The following is a 20,877-nucleotide window of genomic DNA, read 5'->3' as shown; positions in this document are numbered from 1 at the left end:
CCTCCTTTCTTGATCGTCGAGAACGTGACCGCATCATGACGGAGGGCACCGACAAAAACGGGGCCCGCCCGCGCGGATCCCCTCCGAACACACGTTCGGGTGAAGCATCGCGGTGTGTCTGCGGGATTCTGTCGGACCCCCCTCCTAACTTGGGCCACGTGAGACTCCTGCACACCTCCGACTGGCACGTCGGACGCACCTTCCACGGCCTGGACCTGCTCGCCGAGCAGGACGCCGTGCTCGCGCACCTCGCGGACGTGGTCGCCGCCGAGGGGGTGGACGTCGTCCTCGTGTCGGGCGACATCTACGACCGCGCCGTGCCGTCCGCCGAGGCGGTGCAGGTCGCCAACCGCGCCCTGAGCCGCCTCCGGCACGCCGGCGCGCACATCGTCCTGACCTCCGGCAACCATGACTCGGCGCCGAGGCTGGGCGCGTTCGGCGAGTTCGCCGCCGCGGGCGGTCTGCACCTGCGGACGACGATCGACCGGATCGCCGATCCGGTCCTGTTCGACGACGAGCACGGACCGGTCGCGATCTACGGCATCCCTTACCTGGAGCCGGAACCGGCGCGGCACACGCTCGGCGTGACGGGCGCGCGCGGGCACACGGGCGTGCTCACCGAGGCGATGCGCCGCATCCGCGCCGATCTCGCGGAGCGCGCTCGGGGAACTCGCTCGGTCGTGCTCGCGCACGCGTTCGTGACCGGCGGCGCGCCGACCGAATCGGAGCGGTCCATCGCGATCGGCGGTGTGGAACAGGTTCCCGGCTCGGTCTTCGACGGCGCGGACTACGTCGCGTTGGGGCACTTGCACGGCCCGCAGACGCTCGCCGAGCACCTGCGGTACTCGGGCAGTCCGGTCGCCTACTCGTTCTCCGAGGCGCAGCAACGGAAATCGGTGTGGATCGTGGACCTCGACGCGTCCGGCCTGACCGGCGTGCGGCGGCACGAGCTGCCGGTTCCGCGCCGGCTCGCGAAGATCACCGGCAGGCTCGCGGACCTGCTCGCCGACCCGGCGCACGACGAGCTGGCCGAGTGCTACCTGTCGGTCACGCTGACCGACGCCGTCCGTCCGGTGGACGCGATGCGGTTGCTGCGGGAGCGGTTCCCCCACGCCGTGCACCTGGAGTGGCAGCCGGAGAGCGGGAAGACGTCCGCGGCGTTGCGGTACGCCGCGGCGGTGCGGGGCCGCTCGGACGAGGAGATCGCGCACGGCTTCCTCGACGACTGTCGTGGCGCGCCGCCGAACGAGCGTGAGGCCGCACTGCTGCGGACGGCCCTGGAGAAGGCGGACAGGGAGGACGCGGCATGAGACTGCACCGGCTGGAGGTGGCGGCCTTCGGACCGTACCGGTCCCGGGAGGTCGTCGACTTCGACGCGCTCGGCGCCGACGGGCTCTTCCTGCTGCACGGCGACACCGGCGCGGGCAAGACGACGTTGCTGGACGCGGTGGCGTTCGCGTTGTTCGGCACGGTTCCCGGCGCGCGCGGTCAGGTCAAGCGCCTGCGCTGCGACCTGGCGGAACCGGATGAGCCGACCGAGGTCGTGCTCGAACTGACCGTGCAGGGGCAGCGGCTGCGGTTGCAGCGCAGCCCCGAGTACCAGCGCCCGAAACGGCGCGGCGAGGGAACGACGACGCAACAGGCGAAGGCGGTGCTCCAGTGGGTCGGCCCGCCGCCCGCCGGCCAGCCGGCTGAGGGTCTGACGCGGATCGACGAGGTCGGCCGCACGGTCCAGCGTCTGCTCGGGATGAGCGCGGAGCAGTTCTTCCAGGTCGTGCTGCTGCCGCAGGGCGAGTTCGCCCGGTTCCTGCGCGCGGACACCGACGAGCGCGAGAAGCTGCTGGAGCGGCTCTTCGGCACCAAGCGGTTCGCCGAGGTCGAGGGCTGGTTCCGGGAGCGGAGGGCGGACCGGCGGCGCGAACTCGACCAGCAGCGCCAGGAACTGCGCGAGTGGACGGCGCGGTTCGCCCAGGTGGCCGGGGAGGACGTGCCCGAAGAGGACGTGGCGGGCTGGGTCGCGCGCACCGGCGAGCGGATCCGGTCCAGCGTGGAGCAGGCCCGCGACGACGAGAAACGTGCCAGGGCGGCGCGTGAATCGGCTGATGAGCTGCTGGCCGAGCGGCTGTCGGCGGCGGAACGCGTCCGCCGGGTGCGGGAGGCGCACCGGCGGCTCGCGGCACTGGCCGAGCAGGAAGAGGAACGGAAGCGCTGGGCCGCCGAGCTCGAGGCGGCGAGGCGAGCGGCGGCAGTGGTGGGTGTCGCGGCACAGGCGGACCGGTGCGCGGCGCAGCTGGACGAAGCCCGCGAGGCCGAGGACCGCAAGGCAGCAGCGCTCGCGGCGACGGGCTTCGCGGACGTGCAGGCGGACACCGCGGACTTGCGCAAGCTGTCCGGAAAGCTGCGTGAGGAGGCCGGTGCGCTCGCCGGGCTGGTGGCCGAGGCCGAGCAGCAGGTTCGCGATCAACGGGACATCGAGCGTCACGCCGAGGCAGCGAGCGAGGCGAGGGCCCGCGTCCAGGTGCTCGGGGAGAAGCTGGCGGGCATCCCGGAGCGTGCGCGAGACCTGCGGGAGCGCCTCGACGTCGCGATCGACGCCGAGGCGAAGCTCGGTGAGGTCCGCAAGCGCGAGAGCGAACTGGTCGCCGCGGTCCGGGACGCGGAGCGCCTGCCCGCGGCCGAGCGCGCCGTGGCGGACGCCGGAGCGGCGGCGCGGGTGGCCATCGACCAGCACCAGGAGGCGCGCGAACGGTTCCTCGAGCTGCGAAGGTGGCGGCTCGACGGGATGGCGGCCGAGCTGGCGTCCCGGTTGACGTCCGGCTCGCCGTGCCCGGTGTGTGGTTCCTCCGATCACCCGGCTCCGGCCATGGCCGCGCCGGAGGCCGTTTCACCGGAGCAGGAGCAGGCGGCGGAAGAGGCGGAGAGCCGGGCGGAGCGGCGCCGCAAGGCGGCGGAGGCGGCCAAGCACGACGCCGAAACGAAGCTCGCGGCCCTGCGTGAACGTCTGCGGGGCCGGACCGGCGCGCAGCTGACCGAGGAACTTTCCTTGCTGCGCAGGGAGATCGCCGGGCTCGACGCGCTGGCGCAACAGCGGGCGCCGCTCGCGAAGCAGGTGCAGGCAGCCGAGACCGAGCAACGGGAGCTGGAAGAGAAGCGCGCGGCCGAACTGCAGGCGGCCACGGCCGCCGAGACCCAGCACCGGGCGCTGACCGAGCGTGTCGCCGAACGCGCCCGGCGCCTGGAGGAGGCGCGCGGTGGCCACCCCGACGTCGCCGCCCGCCGCGCGCACCTGACGGGGATCGTGCGAGCGCTGGACGCCCTGGCCGAGGTGCGGTCCGCGGCCGCGAGCGCCGCCGAACAGCTCGAGCGTCAGCGTGCGGAGGTCCGGGAAGCGCTGTGGCGGGCCGGTTTCGAGACCGTGGACGAGATGCGGGCCGCCGCGCGTGACGAGGCGACGGTCCGTGATCTGGAGAAGCGGCTGGCCGATGCCCGTGCGGCGGAGGCGGCGGCGCGGGCCACGCTGAACGAGCCCGAGCTGTTCGGGGTCGGGCCGGACGACGAGGTGGACGTCGAGTCGGCCAGGGCGAAAGCACAGGCGGCGCGGGAACGGGCCGAGGCTGCGGTCGCTGTCCTGCGGTCAGCGACGGCCCAAGCCGATGCGCTGGGCACGCTGGCCGAGCGGCTGGCGGCCGCCACCGAGCGGCTGCGGCCGCTGGAAGAGGAGTTCGCCGAGCTCGACGCGCTGACCGACGTGGTCAACGGGCGCGGGCAGAACGCGCGGAAGATGTCGCTGCGGTCGTACGTGTTGGCGGCCCGGCTGGAAGAGGTGGCCATCGCCGCGACGGCGCGGTTGCAGACGATGAGCCAGGGCCGCTACTCGTTCGTGCACTCCGATGCGGCCGGATCGCACGGCACGAGAGGCGGACTGGGACTGGACGTGCTGGACGACTTCTCCGGCACGGTCCGTCCGGCGAAGACGCTGTCCGGCGGGGAGTCGTTCCTCGCGTCACTGTCGCTGGCCCTCGGGCTGGCCGACGTGGTCGCGGCGGAGACCGGCGGCTCGCTGCTGGACACGCTGTTCGTCGACGAGGGCTTCGGGACGCTCGACTCCGAGACCCTCGACGTGGTGATGAACATCCTCGACGAGCTGCGGGCCGGTGGCCGGGTGGTCGGCCTGGTGTCCCACGTGGAGGAGCTGCGGCAGCGGATCCCGACCCGGTTGCGGGTGCGCAAGTCCCGCACCGGGTCGAGTTTGGAGCTGCAGATGGCGTGATTTCAGGAGCGGTACGGGGTTTCGTGGTCGAGCAGCCAGCGCTTGACGTCGACGCCCCAGCGGAAGCCGCCGAGCGCGCCACCGATGCGGAGCACCCGGTGGCAGGGCACGAACAGCGCCGCGGCGTTGCGGGCGCAGGCCGAGGCCGCTGCCCGGACGGCGGCGGGACGGCCGGCGAGCGCGGCGTACTCGGTGTAGGTGACCGGCTTGCCTGCGGGCACCGTGCGCAGCACGTCCCACGCGTGCTGTAGGAACTCGCCGGACCGCTGGCGGACGGGGATGTCGTCGATCGCGTCGAGTTCACCGTCGTGGTAGCGGCGGACCGCGGTGCTGACCGCACCGAGGTCGCGCTTCTCGCGGAGGTCGGACGGGCGCAGTGAGGGGGAGATCTGGGGAGTCAGTTCGCCGAGGTCGGCGGTCCAGCCGGAGGCCAGGACGGCGCCGTCGCTCGCGACGATGGCGGTGAACGGTCCGATCCGGGTGTCGGTCGTGGACCAGTGGGCGATGCTCATGTCGGTTCTCCTTGACGGGGTTCAGGCTTGGCTCGAGCGCCACAGGTACATGCCGGCGTAGGACCGCCAGGGGCGCCACGCCTGTGCGCGTTCGTTGAGTGCGGGGATGTCGTCGGCGATGCCGAGGCCGGCCGCGCCTTTGCGGAGGATGAGATCACCGGTGAGCAGCACGTCGGGAGCGCCGAGGACGCGCATCAGCACGTAGTCGGCGGTCCACGGACCGATGCCGGTGAGGCCGAGGAGTTCGGCTCGCAGCTCGGCGGGATCGCGTCCGACGTGCACGTCGACGTCACCGGAGGCGAGCGCGGCGGCGGCGCCGAGGATGGCGTCGATCCGGCGCTTCGGGCCGCGCAGCACCTCGTGGCCCCGCTCGGCCACCGCTTCGGCGGTGGGGAACAGCAGGAGGTCGTGCTGCCACGGGACCGGCTCGCCGAGCGCCGCGGTGAGGCGGCCGGCGGCGGTGCGCGCGGCGGCGACCGAGACCTGCTGGCCGAGCGTGGCGCGCAGCACCAGCTCGAAACCGTCGGCGGCGCCGGGGACGCGGATGCCCGGGGTCGCGGCGACCGCCGGGGCCAGTGCCGGATCGGTGGCGAGCACGCGCGCGACGGCCTCGGGGTCGGCGTCCAGGTCCAGCAGGCGCCGGGCCCGGGTGACGGCCGCGCCGAGGTCGCGGACGTCGGCGAGCCGCAGGTCGCAGCGCACGTGCCCGTCCTGCGGCGTCAGCGTCACCGTCGCGGCGCCGTGCGGGAGCCGGAGGGTGCGGGCGTAGCTGTGCCCGTCGACGGACTCCACTGCGGGCACGGCCCGGGCGGCGAAGAAGCCGAGGAGCCCTGCGGCGTCGAACGGCGGGCGGAACGGCAGTCGCAGGGACAGCCGGGTCCCGGCCGTGCCGGCTTCGGGCTCGGCGGCGCCTGCCTGGCGGCGTGCCGCGGCGGCGGCCGTCCGCAGCTGCGACGGAGTGCGGGCGAAGACCTCGCGGATGGTGTCGTTGAACTGCCGGACGCTGGCGAAGCCGGCCGCGAACGCCACGTCGGACAGCGGCAGCTCGGACAGCTCGATGAGCAGCCGCGCCGAGTGCGCCCGGTGCGCGCGGGCCAGTGCCAGCGGTCCCGCGCCGAGTTCGGCGGTGAGGACCCGGCCGAGCTGCCGCTCGGAGTAGCCGAGGCGGCGGGCCAGGCCGGGCACGCCGTCGCGCTCGACGACCCCGTCGGCGATCAGCCGCATGGCCCGTGCGGCCAGGTCGGCGCGCACGTTCCACTCGGGTGAGCCGGGCACGGCGTCGGGCAGGCAGCGCCGGCAGGCACGGAAGCCGGCGGCCTGGGCCGCGGCGACGGTCGGGTAGAACCGCACGTTCTCCTGCCGCGGGGTGAGCGCTGGGCAGGACGGCCGGCAGTAGATGCCGGTCGTGCGCACGGCCGTGACGAACTGGCCGTCGAAGCGGGAGTCGCGCGAGGCGACGGCGCGGTAGCACCGCTCGTTGTCGCGCCAGAGTGCCTGCTCGGCGGGTGCGGCGATGGCTGTCATGGGTTCGATCCTGCCAGCAGGTCAGGCGCCTGACTGGCGGAATTCCGACATGGCCGTGAACGGGCGGCCGGGCCGGGTGGTGGGCCCGCCCCGTAGACTTCGGGCCGTGAGCCTGACCCTCGGTATCGTCGGCCTGCCCAACGTCGGCAAGTCGACCCTGTTCAACGCGCTGACCCGCAACGACGTGCTCGCCGCGAACTACCCGTTCGCCACGATCGAGCCGAACGTCGGCGTCGTGCCGCTGCCCGACGAGCGTCTGGACAAGCTCGCCGAGATGTTCGGCTCCGCCCGCACCGTGCCGGCCACGGTGTCCTTTGTGGACATCGCGGGCATCGTGAAGGGCGCGTCCGAGGGTGCCGGGCTCGGCAACAAGTTCCTCGCGAACATCCGTGAGGCCAACGCGATCTGCCAGGTCATCCGCGTGTTCGACGACCCGGACGTGGTGCACGTTGACGGCCGGGTGGATCCGTCGTCGGACATCGAGACGATCAACACCGAGCTGATCCTCGCCGACCTGCAGACGCTGGAGAAGGCGCTGCCGCGGCTGGAGAAGGAAGCCCGGACGAAGAAGGAGAACCGGCCCGCGCTGGAGGCCGCGCAGAAGGCGAAGGACATCCTGGACAGCGGGCGGACGTTGTTCTCCGCGCAGAAGGAGGTCGACACCTCGCTGCTGCGTGAGCTGAGCCTGCTCACCCTGAAGCCGTTCCTGTACGTCTTCAACGCCGACGAGGGCGTGCTGACCGACCAGGCGAAGCGCGAGGAGCTGATGAAGCTGGTCGCCCCCGCCGACGCCGTGTTCCTGGACGCGAAGGTCGAGGCCGAGCTGCTCGAACTCGACGACGAGGAGTCGGTGCGCGAGCTGCTGGAGTCGGTCGGCCAGGCCGAGCCCGGCCTGCACGCGCTGGCCCGCGCCGGGTTCCACACGCTGGGCCTGCAGACCTACCTCACGGCGGGCCCGAAGGAGTCCCGCGCCTGGACGATCCCGCAGGGCGCCACCGCGCCCCAGGCGGCGGGCGTCATCCACACGGACTTCGAACGGGGCTTCATCAAGGCGGAGGTCGTGTCCTACGAGGACCTCGTGGAAGCCGGCTCGATGGCCGCCGCGCGCTCCGCGGGCAAGGTCCGGATGGAAGGCAAGGACTACGTCATGGCCGACGGCGACGTGGTGGAGTTCCGCTTCAACGTCTGATCCGGGCCGGTGTACCGCGCGCGGGATCGCGCGTCGAGCCGCGCGGGGATCGTCGCTCACGGGGAGATGTACTGGAAGTCGGTGGTCGTGGCCTGGGCGGCTCGGGGGAGATGTCCGGGGGCGTCAGCGCGATCGCGACCACGAGCCCGCTGACGAGGATCCGTCCAGTCGCACCACGCGCCAGACCGGGTCGTCGAACGTAATGCGGTTGCCGACGGACCATGACCGCTTCTCGAAGGTCAGGCCGGGGGAAGTCCGGACGCGGCTAACGCCAGGGTGGCCGTCTGGCGGAGGGCGTTTGAACGGGACTGTCGGGCAGTCCGAGGCCTCGTGAGGCGCACCGCGAGGGGATGGCGCCCCGACGTGGGGTGCGAGAGATCTCGAGCGGCTCGTGAAGCACCCAGCGGTGCGGAAAACGCCCAGGCCGGGGGATGCCTGGGCGTTTCCGGAACAACACCGCGGTCAGCAGGTCACGTTCACCGTGCCGCTCGACTCGAACGACACGTGCACGTGGTCGTAGTGGTTGGCCGTGGCGTCGCCGCGGTCTTCCATTGTCGACCAGCCGCTGCCGTCGTTGTAGCGCTGCCTCCAGATCACGTACTTGACGTTGAACTCGGACTGGTTGGCCAGCACGTAGTCCGCGATGGCGTTGCCCTTGGACGTGTCCACCATGAAGTCGAGCGCCAGGCCGCTGGGGTGGTCGCTCGTGCCGGAGCGGCCCGCTCGGCCGCCGATCTCGTCCACGCCGAACTTCGCGGCGATGTGGTTGCCCACCTTCGCCACGTGGGGCAGCGTGCCCTCGAGCACCGACGAGCAGGCGTTCGCCGCCTTGGTCGTCGTCTTCGGGGTCGTCGTCGTGGACTTCGGCGTCGACTTCGAAGTGGTCGACGGCGGGGGCGCCACAGACGGCGTGGTCGTCGACGGCGGGGGAGGCGGCGGCGGGGTGGTCGTGCTGCTCGACGTGCTCGCCGGGGCCGAGGTCGTCGGCAGCGGCTTCATCTGCGCCGCCATGCTGGCCGTGTCCGGCCTGCTGAAGTTACCGGTCAGCCAGACCGCGAAGCCCAGCACGAACGCCGCGGCCAGGCCGATCGCCAGGGGGACTTTCAGCGATTTCGCTTTGGATCTATGTCGACCCACCATTTCGGAAGATCACCATTTTCGGGGAGGGGACTTTTCGGCCGTTCGGGGGATGGCCGCCCGTGACATTACGAATAGGACACGGAAAAGTCACCAACGAGTGGTCATGGACACAGATCAACTGCGCATGAAAACGGCCCGCCGGGGCACCGGCGGGCCGCTGACCTGCTGGGACTCAGCCCAGCGCGGCGAGCACGAGAACGGCGAGCAGGGTGATGGCGGTGGCCAGGCCGGTGACCCAGGCGCGCTGGCCGGGCGGCAGGGCGGGCGTGCTGTTCATGGCGGCGAACCTCGGGGTGAGCAGGGACTTCCGCGCGTGACAGCGCCCGTGACGCCCCCGTCGTTACAACCCGGCGGCCGACGTGGCCGAAATCACTCCTGCGGTCCCCGATGTCGCGCCGTGTACCAGAACACGGCACCCGCCGCGGCGATCATCAACCCGAACGCCAACGTCCCGACCACCACCGCGCGCGTCTCGCTCGGCGGTTCGACGGGGACGGACGTGACCGCCGAAGCGGTCCCGGCGAGCACTCCCAGCAACAAGGCGACGGCGGCTCCAACGGCGGCCAGTCGCGTGACAACCTTCCTCATGGTGCGTTCCCTCCACCAGGGGCAACGCACGGGACCGGCCGCGAAGTTGCCGGTCTGGCCTAGATCACAGCGCGTCGATCGTGCTGTCGATCTGTTCGGCGAGCGACACGTCCTTCGCGGTGATCCCGCCCGCCGAATGGGTGCTGCACCGGAACGTCACGGTGCGCCACCGGATGTCCATGTCCGGGTGGTGGTTCACGCCCTCGGCGATCTCGGCGACGCGGTTGACCACCGCGATGGCCTGCGGAAAGTCGGCGAGTTCGGCCGTGCGCTCCAGCGCGTCGCCCGCGCGCTGCCAGTACGGCAGCTTGTTGAGGGCCTCGGAGATCTCGGTTTCGCTGAGTAGTTCCGCCATGTGCTCCATGGTGGTACAGCGGCGAGTACGCTGCACGGTTGCCACGGGAGTCCGGGTCCACCGGGCTGAGAGGCGGGTTCGCCCGCGACCGTTCGCACCTGATCCGGATCATGCCGGCGCAGGGAGGGCCCCGACCTTTCTCGCCGGAACGAGCGAGGAGTGGTCATGAGATTCCGCACGGGCGTCCTGGTCGGCCTTGTCGCCGCCCTGACCGCGGGCTGCACGCTGGCCGGCAACGACGCGGACAACGGCCCGGCCACGGTCACGCTCGTCACCCACGACTCGTTCGCCGCTCCGCAGCAGGTGCTCGACGCCTTCCAGCAGCAGACCGGCATCACGATCAACGTCGTGAAGAAGGGTGACGCGGGCGCGCTCACCAACACGCTGGTCCTCACGAAGGCCAACCCGATCGGCGACGCGGCCTTCGGTGTCGACTCGACCTTCGCCTCGCGCGCGCTCACCGAAGGCGTCTTCGCGCCCTACACCAGCCCCGAGGCCGACCGCGGCCCGCAGCGCTACGCCGTGGACTCCGAACACCGCCTGTCGGCCGTCGACGTGGGCGACGTCTGCGTCAACATCGACACCACCTGGTTCGCCGAGCGCGGCATCCCAGAGCCCGTGACCTACGACGACCTGGTCAAGCCGGAGTACAAGGACCTGCTGGTCGTGGAGAACCCGGCCACCAGCTCGCCCGGCCTGGCGTTCCTGCTCGGCACCATCGCCCGCTACGGCGAGCAGAACTGGCAGGCCTACTGGACCCGGCTGAAGGACAACGGCATGCGCGCCGTCGCCGGCTGGGAGGAGGCCTACGGCCAGGACTTCTCCGGCTCCTCCGGCAAGGGGCCGCGGCCGATCGTGGTGTCCTACGCGTCCTCGCCCGCGGCGGAGATCGGCGACGACGGCAAGCCGCGCACGAAGGCGCTGCTGGACACCTGTTTCCGCCAGGTCGAGTACGCCGGCGTGCTGGCCGGGTCGCCGAACGCCGCCAACGCCCAGAAGGTGATCGACTTCCTGCTGTCCCAGCAGTTCCAGGCGACGGTGGCGGAGAACATGTACGTCTACCCGGCGCGGGAGGGCGTGGCGTTGCCCGCGGCGTGGACGACGGCCGCCCCGCTGCCGCCGAACCCGGCGAGCCTGCCCGCCGAGACGGTGCAGGCCGGGCGTGAGCGGTGGATCGAGCAGTGGCGCTCCTTGCTCGGCCAGTGAGCCGTGCCGGGCTCGGGCTGGCGGCACTGGCCGTGCTGCCGCTCGGGTTCCTGGTCGTCTTCTTCGCCTGGCCGGTCGTCGCGATCCTGCGGCTGGGCTTCGCCGACGGCGAGGTGCTCGCCGCGCTGGCCGAGGGCGAGACGTGGCGTCTGGCGTGGTTCACGGTCGCGCAGGCCGCCGGTTCGACCCTGATCGCGGTGGTCGCCGGGTTGCCGGTCGCGTTCCTGCTGGCGCGAGTGCGGCTGCCCGGGGTGGCGGTCGTGCGGACGCTGGTGCTCGTCCCGTTCGTGCTGCCCACCGTGGTGGTGGGCCTGGCGTTCCGGGCGCTGTGGCCGGACGGCGGCTGGCTGTCCATCGTGCTGGCCAACGCGTTCTTCAACGTCGCCGTCGTCGGCCGCACGGTCGCCGGGCTGTGGGCGTTGCTGGACTCGCGGGCCGAGGACGCCGCCCGCGCGCTGGGCGCCTCCCGCTGGCGCGCGTTCCGCTCGGTGACGCTGCCCGCGCTGATGCCGGCGATCACGTCCGCGGCCGCCGTCGTGTTCCTGTTCTGCGCCACCAGTTTCGGCGTGGTGCTGATCCTCGGCGGCGCGCGGTACCGGACGCTGGAGACCGAGATCTACCTGCGCACCGAGAACCTGCTCGACCTGACCGGCGCGGCGGCGCTGTCGCTGGTGCAGATCGCCGCCGTCCTGGGTGCGCTGCTGCTCGGCGCGGCCGCCCGCCGCCGCCGGGAGAGCGCGCTGCGGCTGCGGTCGCGGCGGGAGACCGCGCGCCGCCCGGTCGGCGGGGAGTGGGCCGTGGTCGGCGCCGCGGTGGTCGTGCTCGGCCTGCTGCTGACCCCGATCGTCGCGTTGCTGCTGCGCTCGGTGTCCACCGTGGACGGCTGGAGCCTGGCCGGCTACCGGGCGCTGTCCGGCACCGGGAACGACGGCACGCTCCAGGTCTCCGGCTGGGACGCGGCGCTGAACTCGCTGCGCACCGCGACCGACGCGACGGTGCTGGCGATGGTCATCGGCGTGTCGGCGTCGGTCCTGCTGGTCGCGCTGCGCCGGTCGCCGGGACGGCTGGCGCGCGGGGTCGGCGAGTCGATGGACGCCGCGCTGATGCTGCCGCTCGGCGTGTCCGCGGTGACCGTCGGGTTCGGCTACCTCATCACGCTCGACGCGCTGCCCGGCGACCTGCGCCGGTCGCCGCTGCTGGTGCCGCTCGCGCAGGCGCTGGTGGTGATCCCGCTGGTGATCCGCACGGTGCTGCCCGTGGTGCGGTCGATCGACGACCGCCTGCGCCAGGCCGCGGCCACCCTCGGCGCGAGCCCGGCGCGGGTGTGGCGCGAGATCGACGTGCCGCTGGCCTCCCGCGCCGTCGTCGCCGCGGCCGGTTTCGGCTACGTCGTCGCGCTCGGCGAGTTCGGCGCGACGAGCTTCCTGGCGCGCCCGCAGACGCCGACGCTGCCGGTCGCGATCGCGGCGCTGATCGCGCGGCCGGGACAGCTCAACAACCAGATGGCGTACGCGGCGTGCGCGCTGCTCATGCTGGTCACCGCCGCCGCGGTGATCGTGATCGACCGGCTCGCGTCCGGCCGGGTGGGGGAGTTCTAGCCATGGCGTTGACCGTGTCCGGCCTGACCGTGCGGTACGGCTCGTTCACCGCCGTCTCCGGCGTGGACCTGGAGATCGCCGACGGCGAGGTGCTGGTGCTGCTCGGCCCGTCCGGCTCCGGGAAGTCGACGCTCCTGCGCGCGATCACCGGTCTGGAGCCGATCACCGCGGGCAGTGTGCGCTGGGACGGCGCCGACCTGGCGCGCGTGCCGGTGCACAAGCGCGGGTTCGGGCTGGTGTTCCAGGACGGCCAGCTGTTCCCGCACCGGGACGTGGCCGGGAACATCGCGTTCGGGCCGCGGATGCACGGGATGGCGCCGGCCGAGCGCGCGGAACGCGTGAGCCGGCTGCTCGACCTCGTGGGCCTGACCGGCTACCAGAAGCGGCGGGTGACCGAGCTGTCCGGTGGCGAGGCGCAACGGGTCGCGCTGGCCCGCGCGCTCGCGCCGGAGCCCCGCCTGCTGTTGCTCGACGAGCCGCTGTCCGGTTTGGATGCCGGGCTGCGTGAGCAGCTGGCCGTCGACCTGGCCGAAATGCTGCGCAGCGCGAAGATCACCGCGCTGCTCGTCACGCACGACCAGGAGGAGGCGTTCACGCTCGCCGACCGCGTCGCCGTGCTGCAGGCCGGGAAGATCCGCCAGGCCGGTGCCGTGCGCGAGGTGTGGCGGCGGCCCGCGGACGAGAACGTGGCGCGATTCCTCGGCGTCACCACGATCGTCGACGGCGAGGCGGCGGACGGGATCGTGCGCTGCCCGTTCGGCGAGGTCGCCATCCCGGAGGCCGCGGACGGGCCGGTGCGGCTCGGCCTGCGTCCCGCCGGGCTGCGGCTCGCGAGCGTCGGGATCACCGGCGAGGTGCTGACCAAGGTGCACCGCCGCGACAACGTCCGCCTGTCCGTGCGCACGAGCGCGGGCACGGTGGACGCGGTCGCGGCGGTGTCCGCCGACGTCAACCCCGGTGACGAGATCAGCATCGCTCCGGACCCCGACGGCGTGGCCCTGATCGGTTAACCGTCCTTCGTGGACAGCCGCGCGTAGGCGAGGGACAGCCCGATCACGACGTAGCATGCGGCGCGGATCGCGCCCTCGCCGAGCTGGTCGGCCGGGATCGGGTCGCGCAGGATGTCGGCGATCGCGGTCCAGGACTGCGGCAGCAGGAACGGGTGCAGCCAGTCCACCGCCGACAGCAGGAGCAGGACCGTCGACACCACGACGCCGGCCAGCATCGACACCACCACGACCATCGGGTGCTCGGTGCACGCCGAGATCGCCAGCGCGATCGCCCCGACCGCCCACAGCTGCAGCGTCACCCACGCCGCCGCCAGCGCGACCCGGCCAAGCGCGTCCACAAAGGACAGCGTGTTGCCGGACAGCGTGAACAGCGAGCCGGTCCCGTTGATCACCAGCCCGGTCACCGTCGCGACCACGGCCATCAGCAGCGCCGCGGCGAGCGTGAACGTCGCCACCCCGAGCGCCTTCATCAGCAGCAGCCTGCCCCGGCTAACGGGCGCGAGCAGCAGCCCGCGCAGCGTGCCCACGGCCGATTCGCCGGCGAGCGCGTCGCCTGCCGACATCGCGGTGACCAGTGGCAGCAAAAGGTTCAGCGTCAGCCCGAGCGTGGCCAGCGGCAGGACCAGCGCGTTCCCGGCCGCCGACGCCAGCAGCGCGTTGTCGCCGTCACCGCCGCCCGGTCCGGCGCCGCTGTCCCCCGCGATCGTCAGCCCGATCCCGACGATCACCGGGATCAGCGCGAGCAGGCCCAGCACGATCAGCGTGCGCGGGCGGCGGAAGATCCACCGCAGCTCGGCGCGGTAGAGCCGGTGGAACGGCACACTCCACCGTTCCACCGGCGCCGCGTCCAGTGTTGCCGTCATGACGTCCCCTCGTCCACATCCGGCAGGCCACCGGTTTCGGAATCCCGTTGCGTCAGCCGCGCGAACAGGTCCTCCAGCCCGGTGCGGGCCCGCTTCGCCTCGTGCACGGGCACCCCGGCCCGCACCAGCGTCTCGATCACCTGCGGCGCGGTCGCCGCGGTCAGGTCGGCTCGCACGCCCTCCGGTGTGAGCCGGCCGGGGATGCGGTTGTCGCGCAGCGCGGTGAGCGCCCCGTCACCGTCCGGAGTGGACACCACCAGCGACGGCGTGCCGGACTCCAGCAGCTCGTCCAGCTCGCCCTGCGCGACCACCGTGCCGTCGTGCAGGACGGCGACGTGCGTGCAGGTCGCCTCGACCTCGGCGAGCAGGTGCGACGACACCAGCACGGTGACACCCTCGGCGTGCAGTTCGCCGATGATGTTGCGGATCTCCCGCGTGCCCGCCGGGTCCAGCCCGTTCGTCGGCTCGTCCAGCACGACCATCCGCCGCGGCACGAGCAGCGCCGAGGCGAGCCCCAGCCGCTGCTTCATGCCCAGCGAGTACCCCCGGTAGCGCCGGTGCGCCGCGTGCCCGAGCCCGACCCGCTCCAGCGCGTCGTCGACCGCGCGGGGGATCGCCGCCGACGACAGCCGCGGCTCGGCGGCCGCGACGCGGCGCAGGTTCTCCCGCCCGGACAGGAACGGGTGGAAGCCTGGCCCCTCGACCAGCGCGCCCACCTCGGGCAGCGCCCGTGGCGCGCCGTCGGGCATCCGGTGCCCGAGCAGCTCCACCTCGCCCTCGGTCGGGCGGACCAGGCCGAGCAGCATCCGGATCGTGGTGGTCTTGCCCGAGCCGTTCGGCCCGAGCATGCCCAGCACCGCGCCCTCCGGCACGTCCAGATCGACCTGGTCCACCGCGACCGCGGTCCGGTACACCTTGCGCAACCCCCTGGTCCGCGCGGCGAGTGCCGGACCCGCGGTGGGCGCTTCGACCGAAGCGCCCACCGGCAGTGTCTCCGTCATTTCGCTCCCAGAGCCTCGATCAGCACCTGCTCCGGCACCGCGCCGACGGCGAAGCGGCCGTCGTCGGTGACCAGCGCGGTGCCGACCTTCGTGGTGATCACGTAGCCGGTGCCGAACGCGCCGCTGACCGGCTTGCCGAACTGCGCCAGCAGGGCCTTCGGGTCGACGTTCTGCCCGCGCTCGCCCTGCTGCGGCGCCAGCGCCTCGGCCGGGAACGAGCCGGTCAGGACGCTGTCCCAGCCGTCCCCGCTGACCTGCACCGCGTCCTCGACGGCCCGCTGGTCCGGGTGCTCGGCCGGCGCCTGCTCCTCGGTCACCTTCGCGCCTTGCGGCGGGGTGAACTGGAACTCGCTCGCCGGCTGCGGCGCGAACGCGATGTCGCTGAACGCCACCTGGAACGCCGGGTCCGACGTGCCGTAGGTCGTCACGGCCAGGCGCAGCGGCACCCGCTTCTCGGCGTCGACCGCGACGCGCACCTCGCGCAGCAGCGTGCGCTCGGTCGGCTTCGGCGTCAGCACCAGCTCGTATGCCGCGCGGCCGGCGACGCGGGCCGTGCCCTCGACCGTCACCGTGCTGCTCGCGCGGACCTTCGCGAGCACCTGCGTCGTCGCCGTCGCCGGGTCGCTGAGCTGGTACTCCTCCGGCTTCCGCAGCGCCTCCGGCGGCACGGTGACCTTCGTGGCCTCGTTCGACGCCGAGTTGTACGTCCACACGGTCGCCCCGTTGCGGACGATGGTGTGCTCGCTCGCGCCCTGCTCGATCGCGAGCTTGCTGTTGCCCGCGCCGTCGTTGTAGACGCGGGCCGCGTCGATGTCCAGGCTCATGCCCCCCGGCAGGGTCGAGACCGGCAGGCCCAGGTTGTTGTCCACCTCGACCGTGCCCGCCAGCGCCGGCGTCTTGGTGGTGGCCACCGACTGCACCAGCTCCTCGGCGCTGATCGCCGGCAGCTCGGGCGCCTCGCCCGCGGCCGCGGGCATCGCGAGCCAGGCGAGCCCGGCGGCGCCGAGCGCGGACCCGGTGACCGCGGCGGTGATGGCCTTCGTCTTCGGCTGCATCTGTTCTCCCTGTGTCAACCGAGCACCAGTGTGCTCTTCCCCGCCGCTGAGACTCCCCGGTCGGCCCTGAGATGGGCCTGAGATGCTGAGAGACCGCTGAGAGCGCGCGCCCGAGCTGGAAAAACCGGGCATGCTAGACAACCGTGAACCCTCGGATCCTCGTGGTGGATGACGAGCCCGGTGTGCGCAAGGCGCTGCACCGCGGGCTGCGCGCGGAGGGCATGGACGTCGTCACCGCTACCGACGGCCCGAGCGGCCTGCGCCTCGCGCAGACCGGGTCGTTCGACGTGCTGTTGCTGGACATCATGCTCCCCGGCCTGTCCGGGTACCGGGTGCTGCAGGCGCTGCGCGCGCAGGGCATCACGACGCCGGTGCTGATGGTGTCGGCCAAGGACGGCGAGGTCGACCAGGCTGACGGGCTCGACCTGGGCGCCGACGGCTACCTGGTCAAGCCGTTCTCGTTCGTCGTGCTGGTCGCGCAGATCCGCGCGGTGCTGCGGCGCGCCTCCAGCGAGGGGACGCGCGGGCCGCTGCGCATCGGGGGTCTGGTCGTCGACCGCGCCACCCGCGAGGTGCACTGGCACGACGACCCGGTCGCGCTGAGCCCGCGCGAGTTCAGCCTGCTGGAGGTGCTGGTCGGGCGGGCCGGGACGGTCGTCACCAAGGACGAGCTGCTGCGTGCCGTCTGGGGTGATGAGCAGGCCGCGACCCGCAACGTCGTCGAGGTCTACGTCGGGTACGTGCGCCGCAAGCTCGACGCGGTCGGGGCGGGTGCGCTGGTGCGGACCGTCCGCGGCCACGGCTACCTGGCCTCCGACGCCGCGCTGGACGAGGTCCTGCCCGGGTGACGTTCCTCCGCCGGTGGTGGGAACGCCGGTCCATGCAGTTCCGGATCACGGCGCCGGCCGCCGCGGTCACGCTGGCGTTCCTGCTCGGCCTCGCCATCGTGGCGGGGCGTGGCCTCGGTCCGCTGCGGGACTCCTCCGTCGACACCGAGCTGTCCGAGGCGCTCGTTCCCGCCGCCGCGGCCGTGTCCGCGGGGCAACTGCCGGCGCCGTCGGACGGCGTCATCCTGCGCGTGCTCGACACCGCGGGCGCGCCGGTCGACGGGGGCCCGGCCGCCCCGCTCGGGCCGGGTGACGTGCGTGCGCTCAAGGCGGGGCAGTCGGTGACCGTGGACCGGATGCGGTGGCTGGGCTCGGTGGTGACCGCGCCGGACGGCCAGCTGCGGCTGGTCGCGGCCGGGACCGGGCTGGTGGGCCAGCGCGCGGCCGTGCAGAAGGCGGCGACCTGGTTGCTGTGGGCGGCCGGGATCGGCGCGGTGCTCGCCGCGATCGCGACCTGGCTCGTGGTGCGGTTCGCGTTGCGGCGGGTGAGCCGCCTGCGCCGCACGGTCCGCGCGCTGCCGCCGGGGCAGCGGGTGCCGCTGCCCGAGGCCGACGACGAGCTGCGAGCACTGGCGGCGGACTTCAACGCGTTGCTCGCGCGCCAGGAGGAGGCGGCGCAGCGGCTGCGGCGGTTCACCGGCGACGCCGCGCACGAGCTGCGCTCGCCGGTCGCGTCGATCCGCGTGCAGGCCGAGGTCGCCGTCGCGAACCCCGATCCCGAGCTGGCGCGGGAGACGCTGGCCGACGTCCTCGCCGAGGCCGAGCGGTTGTCCGCGCTGCTGGACGGGCTGCTGACGCTGGCCCGGTCGGACGCCGGGGAGCTGTCGCCCGCCGAAGCGGTCGAACTGCTCACCGAGGCGCGCGCGGCCGCGGACCGGCTGCCGCCCGGGTCGCCCGCCGTGCGCGTGACCGGGGTGGTCGGGCAGGCGTGGGCGCACGCCGCGCACTCCGAGGTGGAGCTGGTGCTGAACAACCTGCTGCGCAACGCCTGCCGGTACGCGTCGTCGCAGATTGTGGTGTCGGTGCTGCCCGGGCATTCCACGGTGCGGCTGGTCGTGGACGACGACGGGCCGGGCATCCCGCCCGAGCACCGCGACCGCGTGTTCGACCGGTTCTACCGGGTGGGCGCCGACCGGGCCCGCACTTCCGGCGGCACCGGGCTGGGGCTGGCGATGGTCGCCGAAGCGGTGCGGCGGCGCGGCGGGCGGGTGTCCGTCGGCGAGTCGCCCGAGGGCGGTGCCCGCTTCCAGATCGTCTGGCGATCGGCCGGTAACGTCTCCACCTCGTGAAGGTGATCGTGGGAGCGGCCATCGTGCGGGGCCGGTCCCTGCTCGCCCAGCAGCGCGCGTACCCGCGCGAGGTGGCCGGGCTGTGGGAACTGCCCGGCGGCCGCGTCGAACCCGGCGAGTCCGAAGTGGACGCCTTGCGGCGGGAGTGCCGCGAGGAGCTGGGGGTGGACGTCGTGGTCGGCTCGCGCGTCGGCCCGGACGTGCCGCTGCGGGCCGGGCTGGTGCTGCGGGTGTTCGCCGCCTCGCTGACCGACGAGCGCGCCCGGCCGGAGGCGCTGGACCACAAGGCGTTGCGCTGGCTCGACGCGGACGGCCTGGACGGCGTCGAGTGGCTGCCCGCGGACCTGGAACTGCTCCCGGACCTACGGCGGTTGCTGGCCTGAGTCAGCGTCCCGTGGGCCCGAGCAGCCAGTGGCGTTCGACGTGGGTGAGGTGCTTGACGAGGCCGATCAGGTTCGTCCCGGACGGCACCCCGGGGGTGCGGGACTGCGGTTCCGGGACGCCTGCGCCTCCGCGACCACCGCCGCGCGCAGGTAGGCGAGGAAGCCTGCCAGCACGTCCGTCTCCCCGGGGCCGGTCCTCGACGGGCACGAAAATTTGCCGGATCAGCAAGACCGGGTCACATGCCCGCGCCGATGAGCCGCATCGCCGAGGTCAGGCGGTGCTCGCCGCGTTCGGCGGCCCGGCTCGCGCCCTCCTTGCGGATCCGCGCCAGCTCCGCCGGGTCCGCCAGCAGCTCCAGCGTCCGCTCCCGGATCGGGCGCAGCGTCTCAACCACCGCCTCCGCCACGGCCTCCTTCAGCGCCCCGTAGGACGAGAACTCCGCCGCCACGTCCGCAGGCCGCTCGCCCCGGCAGCCGGCCAGGATCTCCAGCAGGTTCGCGACCCCGGGACGCTCTTCCGGCGCGTACTCGACGCCGGTGAACCCGTCGGTGACCGCGCGCCGCACCTTGCGGCGGATCAGGTCCGGCTCGTCCAGCACGAACACCACCCCGGCCGCGTCCCGCGCGGACTTCGACATCTTCCGCGCCGGGTCGCTCAGGTCCCGCACCCGCGCGCCCGTCGGCGGCAGCACCGGCCGCGGCACCGTGAACACCTCGCCGTAGGTGCCGTTGAACCGCCTGGCCAGCGCCCGCGCCAGCTCCACGTGCTGGTTCTGGTCCTCACCGACCGGCACTTCCGCCGCGCCCTGCAGCAGGATGTCGGCGGCCATCAGCACCGGGTAGGTGAGCAGGCTCAGCCGCACCCCGGGCTGGCCGCTGCCCTTCTCCTTGAACTGGATCATCCGCGCGGCCTCGCCATAGCTGCACGTGCACTCCAGGATCCAGGTCAGCGCGCCCAGTTCGCGGGACAGGTCCGACTGCACGAACACACGCTCGGCCGGGATTCCGGCCGCCACCAGGATGGCGAGCATCTCGCTGGTCCGGCCGCGCAGCTTGCCCGGGTTGTGCGTGGTCGTCATGGCGTGCAGGTCGGACACGAAGTACAGGTCGTCCGGCCCGCCGTCGGTCGCCCAGCGCTGGATCGCGCCCAGGTGGTTGCCGAGGTGGGTGTGGCCGGACGGGGTGATCCCGGAAATTCGCATCGGTTGCTTCCTCGGGTCGGTGGCCACCCCCGCCACGGCCCCGGGAACGACGAAGGCCGCCTGCGCGGGCGGCCTTGTCGTGGGTTTCAGCGCACGTCGGAGGGACCGCCTGCCGGCGGCCACCAGAAGTTCACGTTCGTACGCACGCGGACAGCGTAGCAGCGCCCGAAGGTAATATCCACATTGCCTTTCGGAAAGCAATTCTTTGGAATGTAGAACCGCTGTTGCACAGATTACTGGCAAATGGCTGAGAATTGTTTCCCGGGGGTCCTCGCCGGGTCTACCGTGACGGCATGTACATCGTGCTGATCGACTACACGGCCCCGGTGGAGGAAGTCGACTACCACCTGGCCGACCACGCGAAATGGCTGGACCGGCACTTCCGGTCGGGCGAGTTCCTGACGGCCGGGCGGCGCACGCCGCATTCCGGTTGCGTCATCATCACGCGGCCGATGCCGCGGGTGAAACTCGAGGCGATTCTGGCCTCCGACCCGTTCCGCCTGCACCGGCTCGCGCGGCACGAAATCGTCGAATTCGGCGCCACCCGCACCGCGCCGGAACTCCGGTTGGTGAACGAGGCGCTCGCCGTCTAGGCCGCCTTCTTGACGTCCGTCTTCGCCCGCTGGAGTGCGAGGACCGGGCACTTCTTGCAGCGGGGCTTCGAGCGGCAGCACTTCTTCTTGACCTTGCCCGCCTTCATGAGCTTGCGGACGACCTTGCGCGGGTCCGCGTCCTTCTTGCCCAAAACCACCACTCCACGACTCGGGGGTGCCCTCAGGTTAGGTGAGCCTAAGTGATCATCCAC

Annotated in this window: 21 protein-coding genes and 1 riboswitch; of the genes, 10 read left to right on the top strand and 11 right to left on the bottom strand. The window is 72.8% G+C overall.

The window, feature by feature from the left end:
• Positions 1–158 precede the first annotated feature (158 nt).
• Positions 159–1,310: an exonuclease SbcCD subunit D gene (locus AMETH_RS29270; protein ID WP_017984772.1), complete on the top strand. Its 1,152-nt coding sequence runs from the start codon at positions 159–161 to the stop codon at positions 1,308–1,310.
• Positions 1,307–4,270: an AAA family ATPase gene (locus tag AMETH_RS29265; protein ID WP_017984771.1), complete on the top strand. Its 2,964-nt coding sequence runs from the start codon at positions 1,307–1,309 to the stop codon at positions 4,268–4,270. The genes AMETH_RS29270 and AMETH_RS29265 overlap by 4 nt, the downstream gene beginning before the upstream one ends.
• Positions 4,271–4,272: 2 nt before the next feature.
• Here AMETH_RS29265 and AMETH_RS29260 read toward each other — a convergent pair whose 3' ends face one another.
• Both AMETH_RS29260 and AMETH_RS29255 read right to left on the bottom strand, forming a co-directional pair.
• A complete protein-coding gene (locus tag AMETH_RS29260; RefSeq protein ID WP_017984770.1) occupies positions 4,273–4,782 on the bottom strand; it encodes a methylated-DNA--[protein]-cysteine S-methyltransferase in 510 nt (169 codons plus the stop codon).
• A gap of 21 nt (positions 4,783–4,803) precedes the next feature.
• On the bottom strand, positions 4,804–6,306 hold the full coding sequence (locus tag AMETH_RS29255) for an AlkA N-terminal domain-containing protein (protein ID WP_017984769.1): 1,503 nt from the start codon (positions 6,304–6,306) through the stop codon (positions 4,804–4,806).
• A 106-nt stretch (positions 6,307–6,412) separates the two neighbouring features.
• Between AMETH_RS29255 and ychF the strand changes: the two genes are divergently transcribed.
• Positions 6,413–7,495, top strand: a complete 1,083-nt coding sequence (ychF, locus tag AMETH_RS29250; protein WP_017984768.1) for a redox-regulated ATPase YchF — start codon at positions 6,413–6,415, stop codon at positions 7,493–7,495.
• Positions 7,496–7,957: 462 nt separating this feature from the next.
• Here ychF and AMETH_RS38855 read toward each other — a convergent pair whose 3' ends face one another.
• From AMETH_RS38855 to AMETH_RS29235, 3 genes are all read right to left on the bottom strand, one after another.
• Complete coding sequence (locus AMETH_RS38855; RefSeq protein WP_026153479.1) at positions 7,958–8,635, bottom strand: VldE C-terminal domain-containing protein; 678 nt, start codon at positions 8,633–8,635, stop codon at positions 7,958–7,960.
• Positions 8,636–9,004: 369 nt separating this feature from the next.
• A complete protein-coding gene (locus tag AMETH_RS29240; protein WP_017984765.1) occupies positions 9,005–9,223 on the bottom strand; it encodes a hypothetical protein in 219 nt (72 codons plus the stop codon).
• Positions 9,224–9,287: 64 nt separating this feature from the next.
• Positions 9,288–9,578 carry a 4a-hydroxytetrahydrobiopterin dehydratase gene (locus tag AMETH_RS29235; RefSeq protein WP_017984764.1) on the bottom strand — a complete coding sequence of 97 codons (291 nt, stop codon included), beginning with the start codon at positions 9,576–9,578 and terminating at the stop codon, positions 9,288–9,290.
• A 33-nt stretch (positions 9,579–9,611) separates the two neighbouring features.
• A riboswitch (TPP riboswitch) is annotated at positions 9,612–9,721 on the top strand.
• A gap of 22 nt (positions 9,722–9,743) precedes the next feature.
• On the opposite strand from AMETH_RS29235, the gene AMETH_RS29230 reads away from it, so the two are divergent.
• The 3 genes from AMETH_RS29230 to AMETH_RS29220 are packed head-to-tail and all read left to right on the top strand — an operon-like array spanning position 9,744 to position 13,392.
• A complete protein-coding gene (locus AMETH_RS29230; RefSeq protein WP_017984763.1) occupies positions 9,744–10,784 on the top strand; it encodes a thiamine ABC transporter substrate-binding protein in 1,041 nt (346 codons plus the stop codon).
• Complete coding sequence (locus AMETH_RS29225; RefSeq protein WP_017984762.1) at positions 10,781–12,382, top strand: ABC transporter permease; 1,602 nt, start codon at positions 10,781–10,783, stop codon at positions 12,380–12,382. Before AMETH_RS29230 ends, AMETH_RS29225 begins: the two co-directional genes overlap by 4 nt.
• Positions 12,383–12,384: 2 nt before the next feature.
• Positions 12,385–13,392 carry an ABC transporter ATP-binding protein gene (locus AMETH_RS29220; RefSeq protein ID WP_017984761.1) on the top strand — a complete coding sequence of 336 codons (1,008 nt, stop codon included), beginning with the start codon at positions 12,385–12,387 and terminating at the stop codon, positions 13,390–13,392.
• On the opposite strand, the gene AMETH_RS29215 is transcribed toward AMETH_RS29220, so the two are convergent.
• The 3 genes from AMETH_RS29215 to AMETH_RS29205 are packed head-to-tail and all read right to left on the bottom strand — an operon-like array spanning position 13,389 to position 16,311.
• Positions 13,389–14,255 carry an ABC transporter permease subunit gene (locus AMETH_RS29215; protein WP_017984760.1) on the bottom strand — a complete coding sequence of 289 codons (867 nt, stop codon included), beginning with the start codon at positions 14,253–14,255 and terminating at the stop codon, positions 13,389–13,391. The two genes, AMETH_RS29220 and AMETH_RS29215, sit on opposite strands and share 4 nt — an antisense overlap.
• The gene (locus AMETH_RS29210; protein ID WP_017984759.1) at positions 14,252–15,256 is read right to left on the bottom strand and encodes an ABC transporter ATP-binding protein; all 1,005 of its coding nucleotides are present in this window, start codon (positions 15,254–15,256) and stop codon (positions 14,252–14,254) included. Before AMETH_RS29210 ends, AMETH_RS29215 begins: the two co-directional genes overlap by 4 nt.
• Positions 15,253–16,311: a LolA family protein gene (locus AMETH_RS29205; protein ID WP_017984758.1), complete on the bottom strand. Its 1,059-nt coding sequence runs from the start codon at positions 16,309–16,311 to the stop codon at positions 15,253–15,255. Before AMETH_RS29205 ends, AMETH_RS29210 begins: the two co-directional genes overlap by 4 nt.
• Positions 16,312–16,454: 143 nt before the next feature.
• On the opposite strand from AMETH_RS29205, the gene AMETH_RS29200 reads away from it, so the two are divergent.
• The 3 genes from AMETH_RS29200 to AMETH_RS29190 are packed head-to-tail and all read left to right on the top strand — an operon-like array spanning position 16,455 to position 18,870.
• Positions 16,455–17,159, top strand: a complete 705-nt coding sequence (locus tag AMETH_RS29200; RefSeq protein ID WP_017984757.1) for a response regulator transcription factor — start codon at positions 16,455–16,457, stop codon at positions 17,157–17,159.
• A 32-nt stretch (positions 17,160–17,191) separates the two neighbouring features.
• On the top strand, positions 17,192–18,487 hold the full coding sequence (locus tag AMETH_RS29195; protein WP_051079558.1) for a sensor histidine kinase: 1,296 nt from the start codon (positions 17,192–17,194) through the stop codon (positions 18,485–18,487).
• Positions 18,484–18,870, top strand: coding sequence for a (deoxy)nucleoside triphosphate pyrophosphohydrolase (locus AMETH_RS29190; RefSeq protein WP_017984755.1), 387 nt, complete (start codon positions 18,484–18,486; stop codon positions 18,868–18,870). Before AMETH_RS29195 ends, AMETH_RS29190 begins: the two co-directional genes overlap by 4 nt.
• A 1-nt stretch (position 18,871) precedes the next feature.
• Here AMETH_RS29190 and AMETH_RS41775 read toward each other — a convergent pair whose 3' ends face one another.
• A complete protein-coding gene (locus tag AMETH_RS41775; protein WP_267283500.1) occupies positions 18,872–18,958 on the bottom strand; it encodes a mycothiol transferase in 87 nt (28 codons plus the stop codon).
• Between the two features lie 148 nt (positions 18,959–19,106).
• The gene (gene trpS / locus AMETH_RS29185) at positions 19,107–20,072 is read right to left on the bottom strand and encodes a tryptophan--tRNA ligase (protein WP_017984754.1); all 966 of its coding nucleotides are present in this window, start codon (positions 20,070–20,072) and stop codon (positions 19,107–19,109) included.
• Positions 20,073–20,365: 293 nt separating this feature from the next.
• On the opposite strand from trpS, the gene AMETH_RS29180 reads away from it, so the two are divergent.
• Complete coding sequence (locus tag AMETH_RS29180) at positions 20,366–20,665, top strand: YciI family protein (protein ID WP_017984753.1); 300 nt, start codon at positions 20,366–20,368, stop codon at positions 20,663–20,665.
• Here the strand turns inward: AMETH_RS29180 and AMETH_RS38260 are convergent.
• On the bottom strand, positions 20,662–20,823 hold the full coding sequence (locus tag AMETH_RS38260; RefSeq protein ID WP_156131735.1) for a hypothetical protein: 162 nt from the start codon (positions 20,821–20,823) through the stop codon (positions 20,662–20,664). The two genes, AMETH_RS29180 and AMETH_RS38260, sit on opposite strands and share 4 nt — an antisense overlap.
• Positions 20,824–20,877: the final 54 nt, after the last annotated feature.

The sequence above is a fragment of the Amycolatopsis methanolica 239 genome, assembly GCF_000739085.1.
Taxonomy (GTDB): domain Bacteria; phylum Actinomycetota; class Actinomycetes; order Mycobacteriales; family Pseudonocardiaceae; genus Amycolatopsis_E; species Amycolatopsis_E methanolica.
The sequence above is the reverse complement of the archived record's forward strand: the minus strand, read 5'-3'. Positions and strand labels throughout refer to the sequence as shown.

Bases quoted from the DNA above. Each gene is read 5' to 3' on its own strand.
- AMETH_RS29265 (WP_017984771.1), top strand. From the start codon at position 1,307: ATGAGACTGCACCGGCTGGAGGTGGCGGCCTTCGGACCGTACCGGTCC.
- AMETH_RS29260 (WP_017984770.1), bottom strand. From the start codon at position 4,782: ATGAGCATCGCCCACTGGTCCACGACCGACACCCGGATCGGACCGTTC.
- AMETH_RS29255 (WP_017984769.1), bottom strand. From the start codon at position 6,306: ATGACAGCCATCGCCGCACCCGCCGAGCAGGCACTCTGGCGCGACAAC.
- AMETH_RS38855 (WP_026153479.1), bottom strand. From the start codon at position 8,635: ATGGTGGGTCGACATAGATCCAAAGCGAAATCGCTGAAAGTCCCCCTG.
- AMETH_RS29240 (WP_017984765.1), bottom strand. From the start codon at position 9,223: ATGAGGAAGGTTGTCACGCGACTGGCCGCCGTTGGAGCCGCCGTCGCC.
- AMETH_RS29235 (WP_017984764.1), bottom strand. From the start codon at position 9,578: ATGGCGGAACTACTCAGCGAAACCGAGATCTCCGAGGCCCTCAACAAG.
- AMETH_RS29230 (WP_017984763.1), top strand. From the start codon at position 9,744: ATGAGATTCCGCACGGGCGTCCTGGTCGGCCTTGTCGCCGCCCTGACC.
- AMETH_RS29220 (WP_017984761.1), top strand. From the start codon at position 12,385: ATGGCGTTGACCGTGTCCGGCCTGACCGTGCGGTACGGCTCGTTCACC.
- AMETH_RS29215 (WP_017984760.1), bottom strand. From the start codon at position 14,255: ATGACGGCAACACTGGACGCGGCGCCGGTGGAACGGTGGAGTGTGCCG.
- AMETH_RS29210 (WP_017984759.1), bottom strand. From the start codon at position 15,256: ATGACGGAGACACTGCCGGTGGGCGCTTCGGTCGAAGCGCCCACCGCG.
- AMETH_RS29205 (WP_017984758.1), bottom strand. From the start codon at position 16,311: ATGCAGCCGAAGACGAAGGCCATCACCGCCGCGGTCACCGGGTCCGCG.
- AMETH_RS29195 (WP_051079558.1), top strand. From the start codon at position 17,192: ATGCAGTTCCGGATCACGGCGCCGGCCGCCGCGGTCACGCTGGCGTTC.
- trpS (WP_017984754.1), bottom strand. From the start codon at position 20,072: ATGCGAATTTCCGGGATCACCCCGTCCGGCCACACCCACCTCGGCAAC.
- AMETH_RS29180 (WP_017984753.1), top strand. From the start codon at position 20,366: ATGTACATCGTGCTGATCGACTACACGGCCCCGGTGGAGGAAGTCGAC.